Below are 15,047 nucleotides of genomic sequence, written 5' to 3'. Positions count from 1 at the left end.
TATGGAAGAAGTATTACACATAAAAAACGTATCAAAAGTGTATGAAGGGAAAGTCCCTCATACCGCTTTAAAAAATATAAATTTACACGTAGATAAAGGCGAATTCGTTGCGATTATGGGACCGTCTGGAAGTGGTAAATCTACGTTTTTAAACGTTATTTCTACAATTGATTCTCCTACTTCTGGTGATGTCGTTATTAACGGAAAAAAACCACACACATTTCGTAGAGAGAAGTTAGCTATTTTCCGCCGACAAGAGTTAGGATTTGTTTTCCAAAACTTTAACCTACTAGATACGCTAACAATCGGTGAAAATATCGTACTACCTTTAACATTAGATAATATTCCATTAAAAGAAATGGACGAAAAACTTGATAACATTTCAAAAAAGCTTGGAATTGATCATATTTTGGATAAACGTATTTTTGAAGTGTCAGGAGGACAAGCACAGCGTACTGCTGTAGCACGTGCTGTTATTCATCATCCTTCTCTCTTATTAGCTGATGAACCGACAGGGAACCTAGATTCAAAAGCAGCTATCGATGTAATGGAGTTATTTACGAAATTAAATAAAGAAGAAGATGCAACAATTTTAATGGTTACGCATGACCCGTTTGCAGCAAGTTATTGTAATCGTGTTATTTTCATTAAAGACGGCGAGCTTTACAATGAACTGCACCGCGGATTGTATCGCGAGAAGTTTTATCAAGAAATATTAGATGTTTTAGCGTTATTAGGAGGAAGACGTGGATGACATTTTGGCAATTCGCATTTAAAAATGTCTCGCGTAATTCGAAAGCATATTTCGCTTATTTTGTAAGTAGCGCTTTTTCGATAATGGTTTTCTTTTCATTTACTGTATACGCGTATCACCCACGCTTACAAAGTGTACAAAACTTTCAAGAACGTGATCCTCTAATGAATTTAGCTAGTACAGCACAGCTTGTTATCGTTATGTTCTCGTTCTTCTTTCTCTTATATTCGATTGGAACGTTTTTAAATGTACGGAAGCAGCAATTCGGGATACTCACTATTCTTGGTATCTCACAGAGACAATTAAAAAGACTGTTATTTACTGAAAACATGATAATCGGGATATTATCTATTTTTATCGGTATTCAAGGTGGCCTTGTATTTTCAAACTTTTTCTTATTAGTTACTTCAAAATTAACAAGTGCGAAAGGCCTTTATTTATATTGGCCAACAGAAGCGATTCTCGTTACAACCGTCACTTTTATCATTTTATTTTTAATCGTTTCTACGTTTACACCGATGTTCATTCGTACTCGTAAAACAGTCCATCTCATTAAAGGTAAAAAGAAAATAACGGCAGAAAAAAGGCCATCTATACTCATCTCTTTATTCGCTTTAATTTGTTTAGGTTTGTGCTACTATATCGCAGGTTATCCGCAAGGCTACGTAACAGAAACAAATGTACAAAATGGATCTGTGTTCTTTATTATGCTATCTATTTTACCGCTCGTAGTAGTTGGGACATATTTATTCTTTTCACAAACATTTCTTCTCTTTATCTACATTTTAAAAAAGAGAAGAAAGTTTTATATGAAACAAATAAATATGTTATGGATTTCAGATTTAGTCGCTCGTACTCGTAGTAATATTAATGTACTCTTTATCGTTTCCATGCTGTCTGCCCTTGCATTTACAATTATTATCGGGTTATTTGCTGCAAATAACCAAACAAAAGCATCAATATTAGAACGATATCCAGTACCATTCACCTATACATCAGAAGGTGAGAATGCATTTGAGCAAAAGCACATTAATACTATCGAAACCGAACTTTCCAATACTCATTTTCAATATACAAAATATAAATTTACGCTTTTAAAAGACGATGCTTCACAAAAAAAGATTGCAATTATGAAAATGAGTGATTATAACGAAATTGCTAAACAGTTAAAGAGATCTACAATCACCCTGGATGCAAAAGAAGTTTATATTATTTCTGGCTATTCACCAGAACTATTAAACCTTGTATCAAATCCTTTTGTAAAACAAAATACAATTACACTTGAATCAAATAAAAAGGAGTTTTATATAAAGGGATTTATTAATAAGGGGATAGCACCACCATTCGCATTACCAAATTTAGTTATTATGCAAGATGATGCAATTGATACTATTGTTCCTCATATTGAAACAATTACAGTTTATAACTACTTCGTGGAAAATTGGGAAAATGCAATTGTCCCAACAAAAAAAATATTAAAAAGCTTAGATCATGATGCAAATAACTTGTATGAAACACATAAAGATGAAGAAGGCTTTATCAAACCCTTTTATATTCATACAGCTACGGATGAACTCATTCACGGTAAAGAAAATGCAGTTGCTCAATTCTTTATTTGGGCATTTCTCGGCTTTATTTTCTTTATCGGTGCGGCTAGTGTTTTATACTTCCGTATGTATAACGACTTAACGAATGAAAAACAAAAATACATTACGATTACAAAGCTCGGCTTAACAGAATCCGAAATGTTTCGTTCTGCAACGATTCAATTAGGAATTTTATTTTTCGTGCCTTACATCGTCGCTGGTGTTCACACTTTATTTGCGGTTAAGTTTTTACAAAGCATGTTCGCTTTTTCTTTATTAAAAGAAGTATTAATCGTACTCACCTTTTTCGGGATTATCGAGATCATTTTCTTCTTCTTAATCCGTTCCCTGTACATCAATAAATTATCACAGCATATTAAAGCTTGAATAAAATGGCCTTGTGCGTATTGCACAAGGCCATTTTCAATAGTTTTTAATAATTAGCAGCAGTATCCACCATAGCCGCCTGCATAACCGCCGTAACCACCATAGCCACAACCGCCGCCTCCGCCGAAGCAGCTAGCACCGATGATAATTAATAAAATAAACAATACGATTAGAAGCGCAAAACCGCCTCCGCATCCACGTCTACGGTCGCAATCATCATGTCTGTGTTCACACTTTTCGCCCATTACTCTATTCCTCCTTTAGTATCATTCATAACAAGTTCACCTTGCTCTAAATGAGGGGATTCCATTTATAGTATGTTTTCAGGGCGAATAGGAAGCTTGGCTTACCTAAAAACGGGCTTGTTTTAGGAATTGGGCTTGATCAAAAAAAAGATACCTATTCAGGTATCTTTTAAAGAAACATATTCAACACAAGGGCAAAACCAAATGCAATAAATGATAACAATGTTTCCAGCACCGTCCACGTTTTAAACGTTTCCTTCACCGTCAAACCTAAATACTCTTTTACAAGCCAGAAACCTGCATCATTTACGTGAGAAAACATTAATGAACCTGCACCGGTTGCAATAACGAGAAGCTCTAAATTCACACCAGACATGTGCTGAATAACCGGTGAAACAATCCCTGCCGCTGTCGTTAATGCTACTGTAGCTGATCCGGTCGCTATTCGAATTAAACCAGCTACCATGAAAGCTAATACGATTGGTGATAACGATATATGTTCTGCCATTTGCGCAATCGCTGTTCCAACGCCGCTTTCGATTAATATTTGTTTAAACCCGCCACCTGCACCGATTATTAAAATAATGGAACCGACTGGTAGTAAACTTTCATCTGTTAATTTTTTAATCATCTTTTTATTAATACCTTGTCTCACGCCAAGTAAATAAAATGCTGCGAAACATGAAATGAGTAAAGCAATTACTGGACTACCTACAAAAACGAAAAATTCAGTTATCTTTTTCGGTAATGAAATATACGGCGCAACTACTGATAAAATCATTAAAACGACTGGTAGTAAAATAATGAAAAACGAAACTTTACGACTTGGTAAATCAGTTGATACAGTCGTAACTCGAACAAGCTCCGGTTCATTTTCAGGTATAACTCTCTTATGTACCCACTTTGCAAATATTGGCCCTGCTATAATAGCTGTCGGTAACGCGATAATTAATGAATATAAAAGCACCTTTCCTAAGTTCGCATTATAAATGCCGATTGCTGTCATCGCACCTGGATGCGGAGGTACTAGCCCATGAACGATAGATAATCCCGCAATAACAGGTAATGCAATTAATAATATGTTTTGCTTCGTTGTTTTTCGAATTGAAATAACAAGTGGTAATAAAATGACGATTCCCACTTCAAAAAAGACTGGAATCCCTATAACAAACCCTGCAAATAACATAGCCCAAGGTAATTTTTTTACGCCGAAAAATCGAATAAAGAAATCTGCAACTTGCATGCCTGCCCCTGAATCAGACATCATTTTCCCTAAGATAGTTCCAAGTGCCAAAATACCAACTAAATGCCCTAGTACACTACCAACACCAGTTTCATAGGCAGTTACTATTTTCGTTAAGTTCAGTCCAGACATAATAGCTAAAAATAAACTCGCAACTGTTAAACTAATAAATGCATGCCATTTCCACCATGATACCCCTAAAATAACAATTGTGATTGCAAGTAACGTGACGATTAATAAGTATATATCCATCTCTCATTCCCCTTACTTTTACCCCTATTGGTAATCAGTGGGTGATGCCCTCCTCCACTGATTAACGTTTCACTTTATAAAAAAAGAGGGAACATCCCCTCTTTTTTATACGTCATAATTCACTACATAATGCTGCATTCCTGTATTGTAGTAGCCTTCGCTATATTCAATTACTTCGCCAAATTCATCATAAGAATAGCGCATACGTTTTAATAACGCTGTCCCATCTTTTTCACCTAGCGCTTCTGCAACGAAATTAGGCGCAAGTCCAACTGCGAATTCATCTCTGAAGTTTTCTAAATGTATACCTCGGTCCTCAACTAAATCATAAAGCGATTGTAAATCAAAGTCCGATAAATCTGTACTTGCCATTTGAGCTGAGAAATAGTGCGTATAATGAATATACGGTGTATCATTTAACGTATATAAGCGCTCGATACGAAAACTCTCTTTACCGAATAATCGAAACGGCACTGTTCCTTCCTCATTATGAACGATTTCTGCTTTTAATAATTTCTTTTGTACTTTATATCCTTCTTCCACTAACACTTCTGTAAATTTCTTACCCTTTGACAGTTTTGTCGCAGAAGTATTACGAATCACTTTCGTTCCTTTGCCGCTCTTCTTTTCCAAATATCCTTCTTGAGCGAGTTCTTTAATCGCATTACGCACTGTAATCTTACTAACTTTGAACTCTTCTTCTAATTGCGGTTCTGAAGGAATATTCGTATGAATCGCATATACGCCATGCAATATTCGATCACGAATAATATTTTTTATTTGTAAATATAATGGTCCTTTTTTCCTCGTTACGTTCACTGTTACACCCACTACCTTTCTACATCACCTACTGATGCCGTCATCGCCCGAAGTATATCTTTCTCTGATGACATTGGCGTATCACCGACGATTGTATGTGCTAGCATTCCAGCTGCTGACGCAAATGAAACAGCTTTCTCTGGTGCAAACTCTTTTATCTCGCCATGAATAATTCCGCTCGTATAAGCATCTCCAGCACCTATTCTATCATATACAGAAAACGTAAGTGTTTTTGCAAAAGTGAACGATCCATCTTTACATATAAACCCGCGAAGTGAATGTGTATTATCACTGTTAATAGAGCGATGAGTACCAGCGATTGTAGCGATATGATACGTTTCAGCTACCTTTGGAATGAGATCCAGCAGCTGCGCCTCACGCTCCGTCTCTTCTGTTTTCATACCAAGAACGAACATCGCATCTTTTTCATTCATCATAACGATATCAGCAAGCCCCAGCATTTCTTCATAATGCGGTTTTGCCTGTTCATATCCGTCTTCTCCCCAAAGTGATGGACGATAATTGCAATCAAAAACGACGGTTCCTCCGTTTTCTTTAACTGCTCTCGCTAAAGACTTCATATGATGGCGTACAGTATCATTCATCGCAAGTGTAATACCGCAAAAATGAACGATATCAATCTCCTTAGCAATTTCTTCAAATTGGTACATTTCTTCACATGCCGTATTAAAGCTACTTTCTAATCGATTCGAATATGTAACGCGGCTTGCACGTGCTCCAAATCCATTTTCCAAAAAGTACATGCCGACATATTTACCACCTCTTGAAATAAACGGCGCCCGAATGCCTAACTTTTGAATATGTGATATCGCAGCATCCCCAACCGAGTTCTCTGGTAAAGTTGAAATAAGAAAACCTTCATGCCCGAGATGAGAAAGTGCTGCTGCAACGTTCACACCTGTACCAGAAAATGAATAATTTAATGTGTTTGCTTGCGATAGCAATTCGTATCCTGGTACTTGCAGACGCATCATTACTTCGCCGAATGCTGCAATTTTCTTACGCATATTGGTCAACTAACTTCTTCACTACCGCTAATAATTCACGAACATCTTCTACTTTCGTATCACCAGTTTCTTTATCAATAATAGAAGAGTATACGTGCGGAATCACTTGCTCTACATTTGCTTCAAGCGCAATACGTACAATTGTTTCGAAGTTTTCTTTATCAATTCCGCCTGTTGGCTCTAATGCGAATCCTTCTTCAGCGCAAGCTTTCGCAACTGCGCGGAATTCTTCTTCATGAGCTAAACCTTTCATCGGGAAGTATTTCAGTGAATTCCCACCCATATCACGTACAAGTGCGATTGCTGTTTTAATTGGAACGATTGCTTTTTCTTCCCCAGCTGCACTAATTGGGCCAGTAGAAATATTTACGTAACCTACTTTTCCTGTTGGCGATACTAAACTATTAATCCAGCTATCTTTTCCGCCCAGATTTGCGCGCGTTGCTCCAACTGAAGGGAACACTTGGTTAATATGACTGCCAGGATAATGCTTTGCAATTTCAGCTACAACTGCCGCTTGGCGATTATCTCCTGCGCCTAGTCCGATTGATACAGCGTCATCAATTTCTTTTCCGTATGCTTTCATCGCAGTTACTGCTTCTTCTACTGTTGGATAATCTTTTGATAACACACCAACTACTACATAACCTTCTGCTGCTTCAAAAATGTCTTTCGCATTTCGGATATTGTTCGCTAATACATTTAATGCTACGCGGCCTTTATAAAAACGTTTTTGAATGTTTGTCATTTTAGTTTCCCCCTACAATTTCTCTCATTTTTTCTTCAATTACATGTATGTCATCACCTTGAAGTGGACGTGGATCAATATCAAAGAATCCTTGTCTTACTCCGTAATCACGTGTGTAAATTGCGATTTCCCCTTCGCGTAATTCAGTCACAACGTCTTTTGCCGATTTATTTAATTCTTTCTCGTTAATATGAATACGAGCTCTAAAGATTGCTCTTCCCGCTTCATCTTGAACAATCGTTACATTTACACCATTTAATTCTTTCAGCGGCATAAGTACTTGTAATAACTCTTTTTCTTGCTCACTTTTATCTTCTTTTACTCCGTACTCATCAAGCGCTTGAAGTAAACCAAATGTTGTTTCTTTCCCAACTTTCATACTTCTTCCGATGCAATGTAATTGCACTTTCAGCCATTCAATATATTTTCGTTTCCCGCCGACAATACCAGAAGTCGGCCCTTCAATCGCCTTTGAACCGCTATAAATGGCAAGGTCTGAATACTTCACATATTTTTGAATATCTTCTTCAGCTGCTGCATCAACGATAAGTGGCACATTATTTCGCTGAGCTACTTCCCATGCTTCTTCAACAGAAATCATATTTTTTTGCACTGCATGATGTGATTTCACATACAGAATTGCCGCTGTATTTTCACCAATTGCATCTTCAATATGCTCTGCTTTCCCTTCATTTGCGTAGCCAACTTCTACAAGTTTACCGCCACCTAAATAAATCATCGTTTCAACAGGCGCACCATACTGAACGTTATGGCCTTTTAACATAATCACTTCGTTTTTCGCGATGACCTCTTGATGAAGTCTTTCACTTTTACGGCGATTTCCTTCTGTAACGATACCAGCAATAGAAAGCGCAATTCCGCTCGATGCTGAATTCACAACGACCGCTGCCTCTGAATCTAGAATTCTCGCAATATGGTCCCCAGCTTTATCTACTAAATCAGCAATTTCTACATAATTTTGTCCACCATGTTTCATCGCATCCATTACCGTATCTGTAGGAGCAGATACACCTAAAATACTCATTCTACCGCTCGCATTAATCACTCTTTTTAATCCGTACTTAGCATTCAATGAATGACCCATTAATTACAACCCCTTTTGTATCAATTCTTCTTTCAGCAATGCGCTGATCCCCTTCTGAATCAATTAACGTAACCTTCTCATCTTTAACCGTAAATAAAGTTAAATTTGCAATATCTCCTTCTTGAATGCGGCCAAGCTCTGGTTTTTTCAGCCATTCTGATGCATTTTTCGTAACCGCATCAATTACTTCTTCTAGCGGATAACCTAAGTAAAGGAATTTCGAAAGAACATGAGCCATACTATATACTGGACCGTGTATACGATTCTTCCGATAAATATCTGTACTAATTGTATGAAAGGCAATATCGTGACGCTTCGCCGCTTCTGCTACTTTAAAAGAAAAACTAGCATTACCATGACCAACATCTAAATGAACACCGCGTTTCACTGCATCTAATAACACAGGTAGTGGTTTTCCTTCTTCATCAAATAAATTATTTTCTTTCCCGTTTAAATAATGTGTAATCACATCATCTTTTTCTAAAAGAGGTACAACTTCCTCTATACGAGGAGGCGCTGAACCGATATGTACCATAATCGGTAATGATGTTTCACGAGATAAAGAGCGGGCAACATGCAGCGGTTCAATTCCACTATCACAAACGACACTCTTACTCATTCTCGCCTTTAACCCAACGATTACATCTTTATACTTTTCAACTGCTTCTATTACTTTCTCTTTATCTATCCATTCCATATTGGACAATTCATCAATTCGTTTCAAACCGATGCGAGAAATATTTAAAAAGGCAAATAAATTCGTCTTTGCCTGCTCTCTACTTTGTACTAAATCTGCAATACGATCAGCTCCGCAGCTACCCGCATCAACAATTGTCGTTACCCCTTGCTTAACGCCAATTTCATCCACCTCATCGCCATATGGATCAAACTCTGGAAAAGCATGAACGTGTAAATCAATCCAACCACTCGATACGTAAGTACCAGAGTAATCAAGAACCTTTCCACCTTCGCCTGCACCAGCTTTCGTCACCTGTGCGATTTTGTTATTTTCAATTACAATGTCAATCTCTTCCCCGTTCACACGTTTCACATTACGTAGTACGAATCGTTCTGTCATTGTATTTCCACCCTTTTCTATAAGAAGCCATAAGAATACGCTTACATTAAAATTTCATTTTATATCTCTTTCACACGTTTAGCGTAACACAAAAAAAGAGAGAAGTAAATATAACGTTATAATGTTTAATTGTAAATAAAAAAGCTCCCAAGAATATTTATAGTACGGCAAAGAACGGCAATTCCTTCTTTATATAATAAAAGACTGTCCCAAATGGCACAGCCTTTTTCTCTATTCCTGAACTGTCACAATAACCCCGTCCATATTGTTCCCCGAAATTTCATACTGCTTATTCACTGGAACGTTCACTTTCATATTCTCCGAAACTTTATAATAAGAAACAGTATATTTCTTACCTTCTACTTCAGTTGAAATCTCTTTTTCCTCTTTTAAAAACTCTAAATATTCTTCTAGTGTGAAATTCTTTTTTTGCATAATTGCGCTATGAGGTAGGCCGACATAACGGATGTGCCATGGCTCATATTGAATGCCTGTAATGTTACTTTTATTTTTCGGGTAACGTAAAACAAATCCGTGCTTCCATACATTCTCTTCAACCCACTTTCCTTCAGGAGCTTTCTCCATCTTCTTTTGAGTTGATCCAACGTCTAGTGATAATCCTAAATTATGTTCACTATATCCTGCTGGAAGCGCGTAATCAGATCCCATTTCCTTATATAATTTACTTTGTTCTTTAAAATCTCGATACCCACTACTCATTAAGAAATGCTGTATCCCATCTTTTCCAGCCGCATCGACAACGTTCAAAAACTTTTTCACAACATCCTTTGATAAGCGAAGGTTTCTATCAAATATTACATAACCTCTCACTAATTCACTATTGTGATTTACATTTATAATATCAGACCGAATACTATCTTTTTTTACTGGATAATCTTTGTTAACTAATAATAAATCGCCCTTATAAATTTGTTCCTTCGTAATCTCTTTCTTCTCGGTGTTTGCCGCCTTTACTAGCTCATCTTTTCCGACAATTTTCACATCAATTTCCTTTTGAAATAACGGTGATATATAAAAGCCCACACACACGGTGCACACTATAAAAAGAAAAATAAATACCCACTTTTTCATCTCTAGTTCCTCCTTAACGTAACTTACGTATAGAATAGAAAAAACTATTAAAATAAAAAGTGGGGTAAAGTTTAAATTTTTATTAAATTGTTACGTTCTCGTCTTTTGGTAATCTCACTTCAAATACCGTTCTAACTACATTACTCTCGGCTGAGATTATACCATTATGCTGCTCGATAATATTTTTAGCAATAAATAGTCCTAGGCCCGTCCCGCCACGGTTCTCTGTTCTCGCTTTATCACCTGTATAAAATATATCAAAAAGATACGGTAGATCTTCTTCTCGAATGCTATCTCCGTAATTAACAATTTGTACAACTACCTCTTCATGATCAATATAACCGTTCATATCAACAAACTGTCCATCATATCCGTAACGAATCGCATTCGTTAAAAGATTTTCAAATACCCGGGCTAGTAATTTCCCATCACCGTGAATCGGTAAATGAGGATCAACATTCAATCTAGCTTCTAAATGATGTTTTTCTAATAACGGATACAATTCCTCATCTAGTTGTATAAGCAACTCACTTATATCAATTGGCTTTTTATCTAGCTTTAGCATGCCATAATTCATACGTGTAATTTCAAATAGCTCATCAATTAAACTTTCCAACCTTTGCGATTTTGTATATGCAATCGTGGAAAAATGTTTAATTTGTTCTTTTGTTAAATTGTCATCTTTAAGAATTAAATCTAAATATCCTAACACGGATGTTAATGGGGTTCTTAAATCATGAGCCAAATTTACAACGAGCTGATCTTTACTACTTTCAGCAAAGTCTCCTCGTTCCACTGCTTCTTTTAACTTCTCACTCGCTACATTAATTTCACGCGCGATATTTCCAAACTCATCATTCGATGAAACTTGGACTTTGTTTGTAAAATCTCCATTCGCAAGATGATGAATCCCATTAGAAATTTCACTAAAATATTTTAAATACGGTTTTGTTAAAAAGAAGAAAAAGATAATAGATAACGGAATAAAGAAAATTAAAAAGAAATTAATGTCTCCAAATTCTCTTACGGTTGACCTAAATTGTGCTAAAGGCTCTTCATAGCGAACCATCGTTTTATAATACAACTGCAATCCTTTATAAATCATGAATGTTACAGTAGCTGCTAGCACCATACTTAACGCAAATAAGGCTATCATTTTAAAACGAAAGCTTTTCATCATGTTACCCATTGAAAGTATAACCTACCCCCCATACTGTTTTTATTAACTTATCCTTTCTTTTATCTTCTCCAAGCTTTTTCCGCAAAGTACGAATATGTACCATAACTGTATTTCCACCTTCATAATAATCATCTGCCCATACTTGCTGAAAAATATTTTCCACATTGTACACTTTCTTCGGATGACTCGCTAATAAATATAAAATGTCAAACTCTTTCGGTGTTAATTCAACTTGCTCATCGTACACATTTACCGTTCTGCGCTCAGGATCAATCACAACTCCACCTATTTCTAAAACAGATTTACTTTCCTCTATTTTCGGCTGATTTAACGTCAGAAACCTACGTAATTGTGCATTTACACGTGCAACTAATTCAATCGGTGTGAACGGCTTTGTCATATAATCATCCGCGCCCAGCACTAGACCTGTCACCTTATCAAAATCAGATGTTTTCGCACTTAAGAAAATAATTGGCATATGATGCTTGCCGCGAATTTGGCGCGTCACTTCATAACCATCCATTTTCGGCATCATAATATCTAAAATCACTAAGTCGATTGGCTGCGTTTCAATAATATGAACTGCCTCTTCTCCATCAACTGCCTTCACAACATGATAACCCTCTTTTTCTAAATGTATCTCAATTAAATCAGCAATTTCCGCTTCATCATCAGCTATTAAAATTGAAATGCGCTTCATTTTACTCCCCCTTTTTCTCATTCCATTTTTATACGCTCGATTGTAAACTAGTCTATCCAATTTGTACAATACAAAAAGGCTACTCGTTAGAGTAACCTTTTTGTCGACCACCTTATCGCTCAAAAACAATCCGCTGCTTCGTGATTTCTTCTAATCTCCCGCGGTCCACCTCATACTCAGCATCAATGCTTTGCGGTACAATCACTTTCCCGCCCTGAAGCATCACTTCCGGCGAAATAATATCCTTCTCCCAATGTCTACTAGAAGCTGATATATCTCCAGGAATCGTAAAGTTCGGCAAAGAAGCGAGGGCGACATTTTGTGCGCGTGAAATTCCCATTTCCACCATACCGCCGCACCAAACTGGTATGTTATGCTCCATGCAATAATCATGGATTTGAATAGATTCTGTTAATCCACCCACTCGCCCTGGCTTAAGATTAACGATTCGGCAACTGCCAAGTGTAATCGCAACGCGCGCGTCTTCTAAACTATGGATGCTTTCGTCTAAACAAATTGGCGTTTCGATTTTCTTTTGCAACTGTGCATGGTCGAGAAAATCGTAATCGGCTAACGGTTGTTCAATCATCATCAATTGAAATTCATCTAGTCGTTTTAACTTCTCTACATCAGCTAACGTGTACGCTGAATTTGCATCAGCCATTAACGGGATATGCGGGAACTCCTTACGAATTTCTTTCAATAACTCGTAGTCATGCCCTGGCTTTATTTTCACTTTAAAACGCTCGTACCCTTCTTCCGCATACTTCTCAATTTGCTTTAACATAACTGGAATCGTATTAAGCCCAATTACAACGCCAACTTCAATTTCAGGACTAGTTCCGCCAAGTACTGTCGCTAAGGATTTCTTTTGACGCTTCGCATATAAATCCCAAACAGCCCCTTCTATTCCAGCCTTCGCCATTCGGTTTCTTTTTATATGTTGAAACAAACTCGGAACCTCATTCGGGTGAGAAATTTCAGCCTTTAATAAATCTGGTAATAAAAAGTCTTGCAGTACATGTAGTGCTGTCTTCACCGTTTCTTCCGTATACCACGGTTCAGAAAATGCAACAACTTCTCCAAATCCGATGTACCCGTCCGTATCCTCTAATTCAATGACGATACTCTCACGCTTTTCGTAAGTCCCGTAGCTTGCAGCAAACGGGATTACGAGTGGCATTTCCGTTATATACATTGTCGCTTTTTTTATTTCCACTACATCTCCTCCACTAATTGTCTCAACTCTCGTCTTAACAATTTTTTCGAAGCGTTTCGTGGTAATTCCTCTAAGAAACATGCTTTCTTCGGCACTTTATATTTCGCTAATTTCTCTTCGCAAAATTGAAGAATTTCTTCTTCTGTTACCGCCCCGCTTTTCACAACAAAAGCAGCGGGTACTTGTCCCCAACTTTCGTCCTTCATACCAACAACACCAACTTCTGCTACCGCTGGATGAGAAAGCAACACTTCTTCAATTTGAGCTGGGTATATATTCTCTCCGCCAGAAATAATTAAATCGCTGCGGCGGTCTAATACATATAAAAATCCTTCTTCATCTAAATAACCGAGGTCACCAGTATGAAGCCATCCGTTTTGAATTGTCTCACGCGTCGCATCTTCACGATTAAAATAACCGCCTGTTACGTTCGGTCCTTTTACTACAATTTCGCCTTCCACATGTGGCGGCACTACTACGCCGTCTTTTTCAATACAAAGTTGGCACTGGAATAGTGGTTTTCCAGCCGAGCCTACTTTCGTTAACATGTAATCTGCTGATAACGTACAAATTTGAGACGAAGTTTCTGTCATACCGTACGTTTGATACACAGGGATTCCTTTTTCCACACACGTTTCTAATAACGGTTTCGGCGCAGGTCCTCCGCCAAGTAACATGCATCGTAAAGAAGATGGATATGTCTCTTCTCCAAGTCTCTCTAATAAATCTGTTAACATTTTTGATACGACAGAAATAATCGTAACGCCCCTCGTTTGAAGTGCATTATGAATAAAATCAGCATCATATTTTGGAACGAGTAAAATGCGCATACCATACATAATATTTTTCATTAAAAGAGATAGCCCGCCAACATGAAACATCGGCATACAAGCTAACCAGCAATCATCATCACGAAGACCTAAATTAAGCGAAGAACCGACTGCGCTTGCCCAATGATTTCCGTACGTTAAAATAACGCCTTTCGGTTTTCCTGTCGTCCCAGACGTATAAATAATTGTCATCGCTTCTTCTAAAGCGAATTCTTCTTGTATAGATGCTTCTCTCTTCGGTCCATTCATCACTTCAGCAAATGAATATACAGGAACATCATTAGCATCAAACTGTTGATCCGTCACCAAACAAACAACTTCAGCATCATCCATTTGCCAAAGTAGCTCTTCTCTTGAAAGACGCGTATTTAAAAGCACAGCTACTGCACCTACGTAAGATAGGGCGTGAATAACTGTAATCATCTCCATACCATTTTTCATCAGAACAGCCACCTTTTGCCCTCGCTTCACTCCGACATGCGTGAGGTGTTCACAAACAGATACTACTTTTTCATGTAGCTGTATAAAAGTAACTTTCTCTTCTTCTATTTCAATTGCAGTGCGATCTGGTGTTAAAAAAGCACGTTGCTTTAACCAATTTGGCATCGTCTCCATTACTCATTCTCCTTTCATGAAAGAAAGAGACTTGATATGACATCAAGTCTCTTAGTTGTTTTGTTTCCGGTTTGATCATCGGTTGCGTCTCACTTTGTAGGCGAACCGCTTCCGCACGAGAAAGTAAAAAACACTTTCTGTGCGAAAGAACCTTAGCCTACGAGGC

At 37.4% G+C, this 15,047-nt stretch carries 14 protein-coding genes; 2 read left to right on the top strand and 12 right to left on the bottom strand.

Annotated elements, in window-relative coordinates; genetic code table 11:
• Position 1 precedes the first annotated feature (1 nt).
• Together COK05_RS12425 and COK05_RS12420 are read left to right on the top strand one after the other, a co-directional pair.
• Positions 2 to 754, top strand: coding sequence for an ABC transporter ATP-binding protein (locus tag COK05_RS12425; RefSeq protein ID WP_000393249.1), 753 nt, complete (start codon positions 2 to 4; stop codon positions 752 to 754).
• Positions 751 to 2,727 carry an FtsX-like permease family protein gene (locus COK05_RS12420; RefSeq protein ID WP_098612816.1) on the top strand — a complete coding sequence of 659 codons (1,977 nt, stop codon included), beginning with the start codon at positions 751 to 753 and terminating at the stop codon, positions 2,725 to 2,727. The genes COK05_RS12425 and COK05_RS12420 overlap by 4 nt, the downstream gene beginning before the upstream one ends.
• Before the next feature lie 53 nt (positions 2,728 to 2,780).
• Here COK05_RS12420 and COK05_RS12415 read toward each other — a convergent pair whose 3' ends face one another.
• From COK05_RS12415 to COK05_RS12360, 12 genes are all read right to left on the bottom strand, one after another.
• Positions 2,781 to 2,972, bottom strand: a complete 192-nt coding sequence (locus COK05_RS12415) for a YjcZ family sporulation protein (RefSeq protein ID WP_000504028.1) — start codon at positions 2,970 to 2,972, stop codon at positions 2,781 to 2,783.
• Positions 2,973 to 3,141: 169 nt separating this feature from the next.
• The gene (gene gntP / locus COK05_RS12410) at positions 3,142 to 4,467 is read right to left on the bottom strand and encodes a gluconate permease GntP (RefSeq protein WP_098612815.1); all 1,326 of its coding nucleotides are present in this window, start codon (positions 4,465 to 4,467) and stop codon (positions 3,142 to 3,144) included.
• A 105-nt stretch (positions 4,468 to 4,572) separates the two neighbouring features.
• Positions 4,573 to 5,298 (bottom strand): GntR family transcriptional regulator, encoded by a 726-nt coding sequence (locus COK05_RS12405; protein ID WP_098612814.1) that lies wholly within the window; start codon positions 5,296 to 5,298, stop codon positions 4,573 to 4,575.
• On the bottom strand, positions 5,298 to 6,314 hold the full coding sequence (locus COK05_RS12400) for a sugar kinase (protein WP_098612813.1): 1,017 nt from the start codon (positions 6,312 to 6,314) through the stop codon (positions 5,298 to 5,300). Before COK05_RS12400 ends, COK05_RS12405 begins: the two co-directional genes overlap by 1 nt.
• Positions 6,307 to 7,062 carry a 2-dehydro-3-deoxy-phosphogluconate aldolase gene (dagF, locus tag COK05_RS12395; RefSeq protein WP_098612812.1) on the bottom strand — a complete coding sequence of 252 codons (756 nt, stop codon included), beginning with the start codon at positions 7,060 to 7,062 and terminating at the stop codon, positions 6,307 to 6,309. The genes COK05_RS12400 and dagF overlap by 8 nt, the downstream gene beginning before the upstream one ends.
• A 1-nt stretch (position 7,063) precedes the next feature.
• Positions 7,064 to 8,167: a DgaE family pyridoxal phosphate-dependent ammonia lyase gene (locus COK05_RS12390; protein ID WP_098612811.1), complete on the bottom strand. Its 1,104-nt coding sequence runs from the start codon at positions 8,165 to 8,167 to the stop codon at positions 7,064 to 7,066.
• Positions 8,145 to 9,245, bottom strand: coding sequence for an amidohydrolase/deacetylase family metallohydrolase (locus COK05_RS12385; RefSeq protein ID WP_098612810.1), 1,101 nt, complete (start codon positions 9,243 to 9,245; stop codon positions 8,145 to 8,147). The genes COK05_RS12390 and COK05_RS12385 overlap by 23 nt, the downstream gene beginning before the upstream one ends.
• 231 nt (positions 9,246 to 9,476) lie before the next feature.
• Entirely contained in the window at positions 9,477 to 10,337 is an 861-nt protein-coding gene (locus COK05_RS12380) for a M15 family metallopeptidase (protein WP_098612809.1), read from the bottom strand.
• A gap of 82 nt (positions 10,338 to 10,419) precedes the next feature.
• The gene (locus COK05_RS12375; RefSeq protein ID WP_098612808.1) at positions 10,420 to 11,526 is read right to left on the bottom strand and encodes a sensor histidine kinase; all 1,107 of its coding nucleotides are present in this window, start codon (positions 11,524 to 11,526) and stop codon (positions 10,420 to 10,422) included.
• Positions 11,519 to 12,217 carry a response regulator transcription factor gene (locus tag COK05_RS12370; protein ID WP_098612807.1) on the bottom strand — a complete coding sequence of 233 codons (699 nt, stop codon included), beginning with the start codon at positions 12,215 to 12,217 and terminating at the stop codon, positions 11,519 to 11,521. The genes COK05_RS12375 and COK05_RS12370 overlap by 8 nt, the downstream gene beginning before the upstream one ends.
• A 112-nt stretch (positions 12,218 to 12,329) precedes the next feature.
• On the bottom strand, positions 12,330 to 13,436 hold the full coding sequence (menC, locus tag COK05_RS12365; protein ID WP_098612806.1) for an o-succinylbenzoate synthase: 1,107 nt from the start codon (positions 13,434 to 13,436) through the stop codon (positions 12,330 to 12,332).
• Entirely contained in the window at positions 13,436 to 14,881 is a 1,446-nt protein-coding gene (locus tag COK05_RS12360) for an o-succinylbenzoate--CoA ligase (RefSeq protein WP_098612805.1), read from the bottom strand. Before COK05_RS12360 ends, menC begins: the two co-directional genes overlap by 1 nt.
• Positions 14,882 to 15,047: the final 166 nt, after the last annotated feature.

Origin of the sequence: Bacillus cereus, from assembly GCF_002567495.1 — a bacterium.
GTDB classification, from domain to species: domain Bacteria; phylum Bacillota; class Bacilli; order Bacillales; family Bacillaceae_G; genus Bacillus_A; species Bacillus_A cereus_AQ.
Note: the sequence above shows the minus strand (reverse complement) of the source record. Positions and strands in the feature narration are given on the sequence as shown.

Excerpts from the sequence above, each read along its gene's own strand:
- COK05_RS12425 (WP_000393249.1), top strand. The coding sequence starts at position 2 with ATGGAAGAAGTATTACACATAAAAAACGTATCAAAAGTGTATGAAGGG.
- COK05_RS12420 (WP_098612816.1), top strand. The coding sequence starts at position 751 with ATGACATTTTGGCAATTCGCATTTAAAAATGTCTCGCGTAATTCGAAA.
- COK05_RS12415 (WP_000504028.1), bottom strand. The coding sequence starts at position 2,972 with ATGGGCGAAAAGTGTGAACACAGACATGATGATTGCGACCGTAGACGT.
- gntP (WP_098612815.1), bottom strand. The coding sequence starts at position 4,467 with ATGGATATATACTTATTAATCGTCACGTTACTTGCAATCACAATTGTT.
- COK05_RS12400 (WP_098612813.1), bottom strand. The coding sequence starts at position 6,314 with ATGCGTAAGAAAATTGCAGCATTCGGCGAAGTAATGATGCGTCTGCAA.
- dagF (WP_098612812.1), bottom strand. The coding sequence starts at position 7,062 with ATGACAAACATTCAAAAACGTTTTTATAAAGGCCGCGTAGCATTAAAT.
- COK05_RS12390 (WP_098612811.1), bottom strand. The coding sequence starts at position 8,167 with ATGGGTCATTCATTGAATGCTAAGTACGGATTAAAAAGAGTGATTAAT.
- COK05_RS12385 (WP_098612810.1), bottom strand. The coding sequence starts at position 9,245 with ATGACAGAACGATTCGTACTACGTAATGTGAAACGTGTGAACGGGGAA.
- COK05_RS12380 (WP_098612809.1), bottom strand. The coding sequence starts at position 10,337 with ATGAAAAAGTGGGTATTTATTTTTCTTTTTATAGTGTGCACCGTGTGT.
- COK05_RS12375 (WP_098612808.1), bottom strand. The coding sequence starts at position 11,526 with ATGGGTAACATGATGAAAAGCTTTCGTTTTAAAATGATAGCCTTATTT.
- COK05_RS12370 (WP_098612807.1), bottom strand. The coding sequence starts at position 12,217 with ATGAAGCGCATTTCAATTTTAATAGCTGATGATGAAGCGGAAATTGCT.
- COK05_RS12360 (WP_098612805.1), bottom strand. The coding sequence starts at position 14,881 with ATGGAGACGATGCCAAATTGGTTAAAGCAACGTGCTTTTTTAACACCA.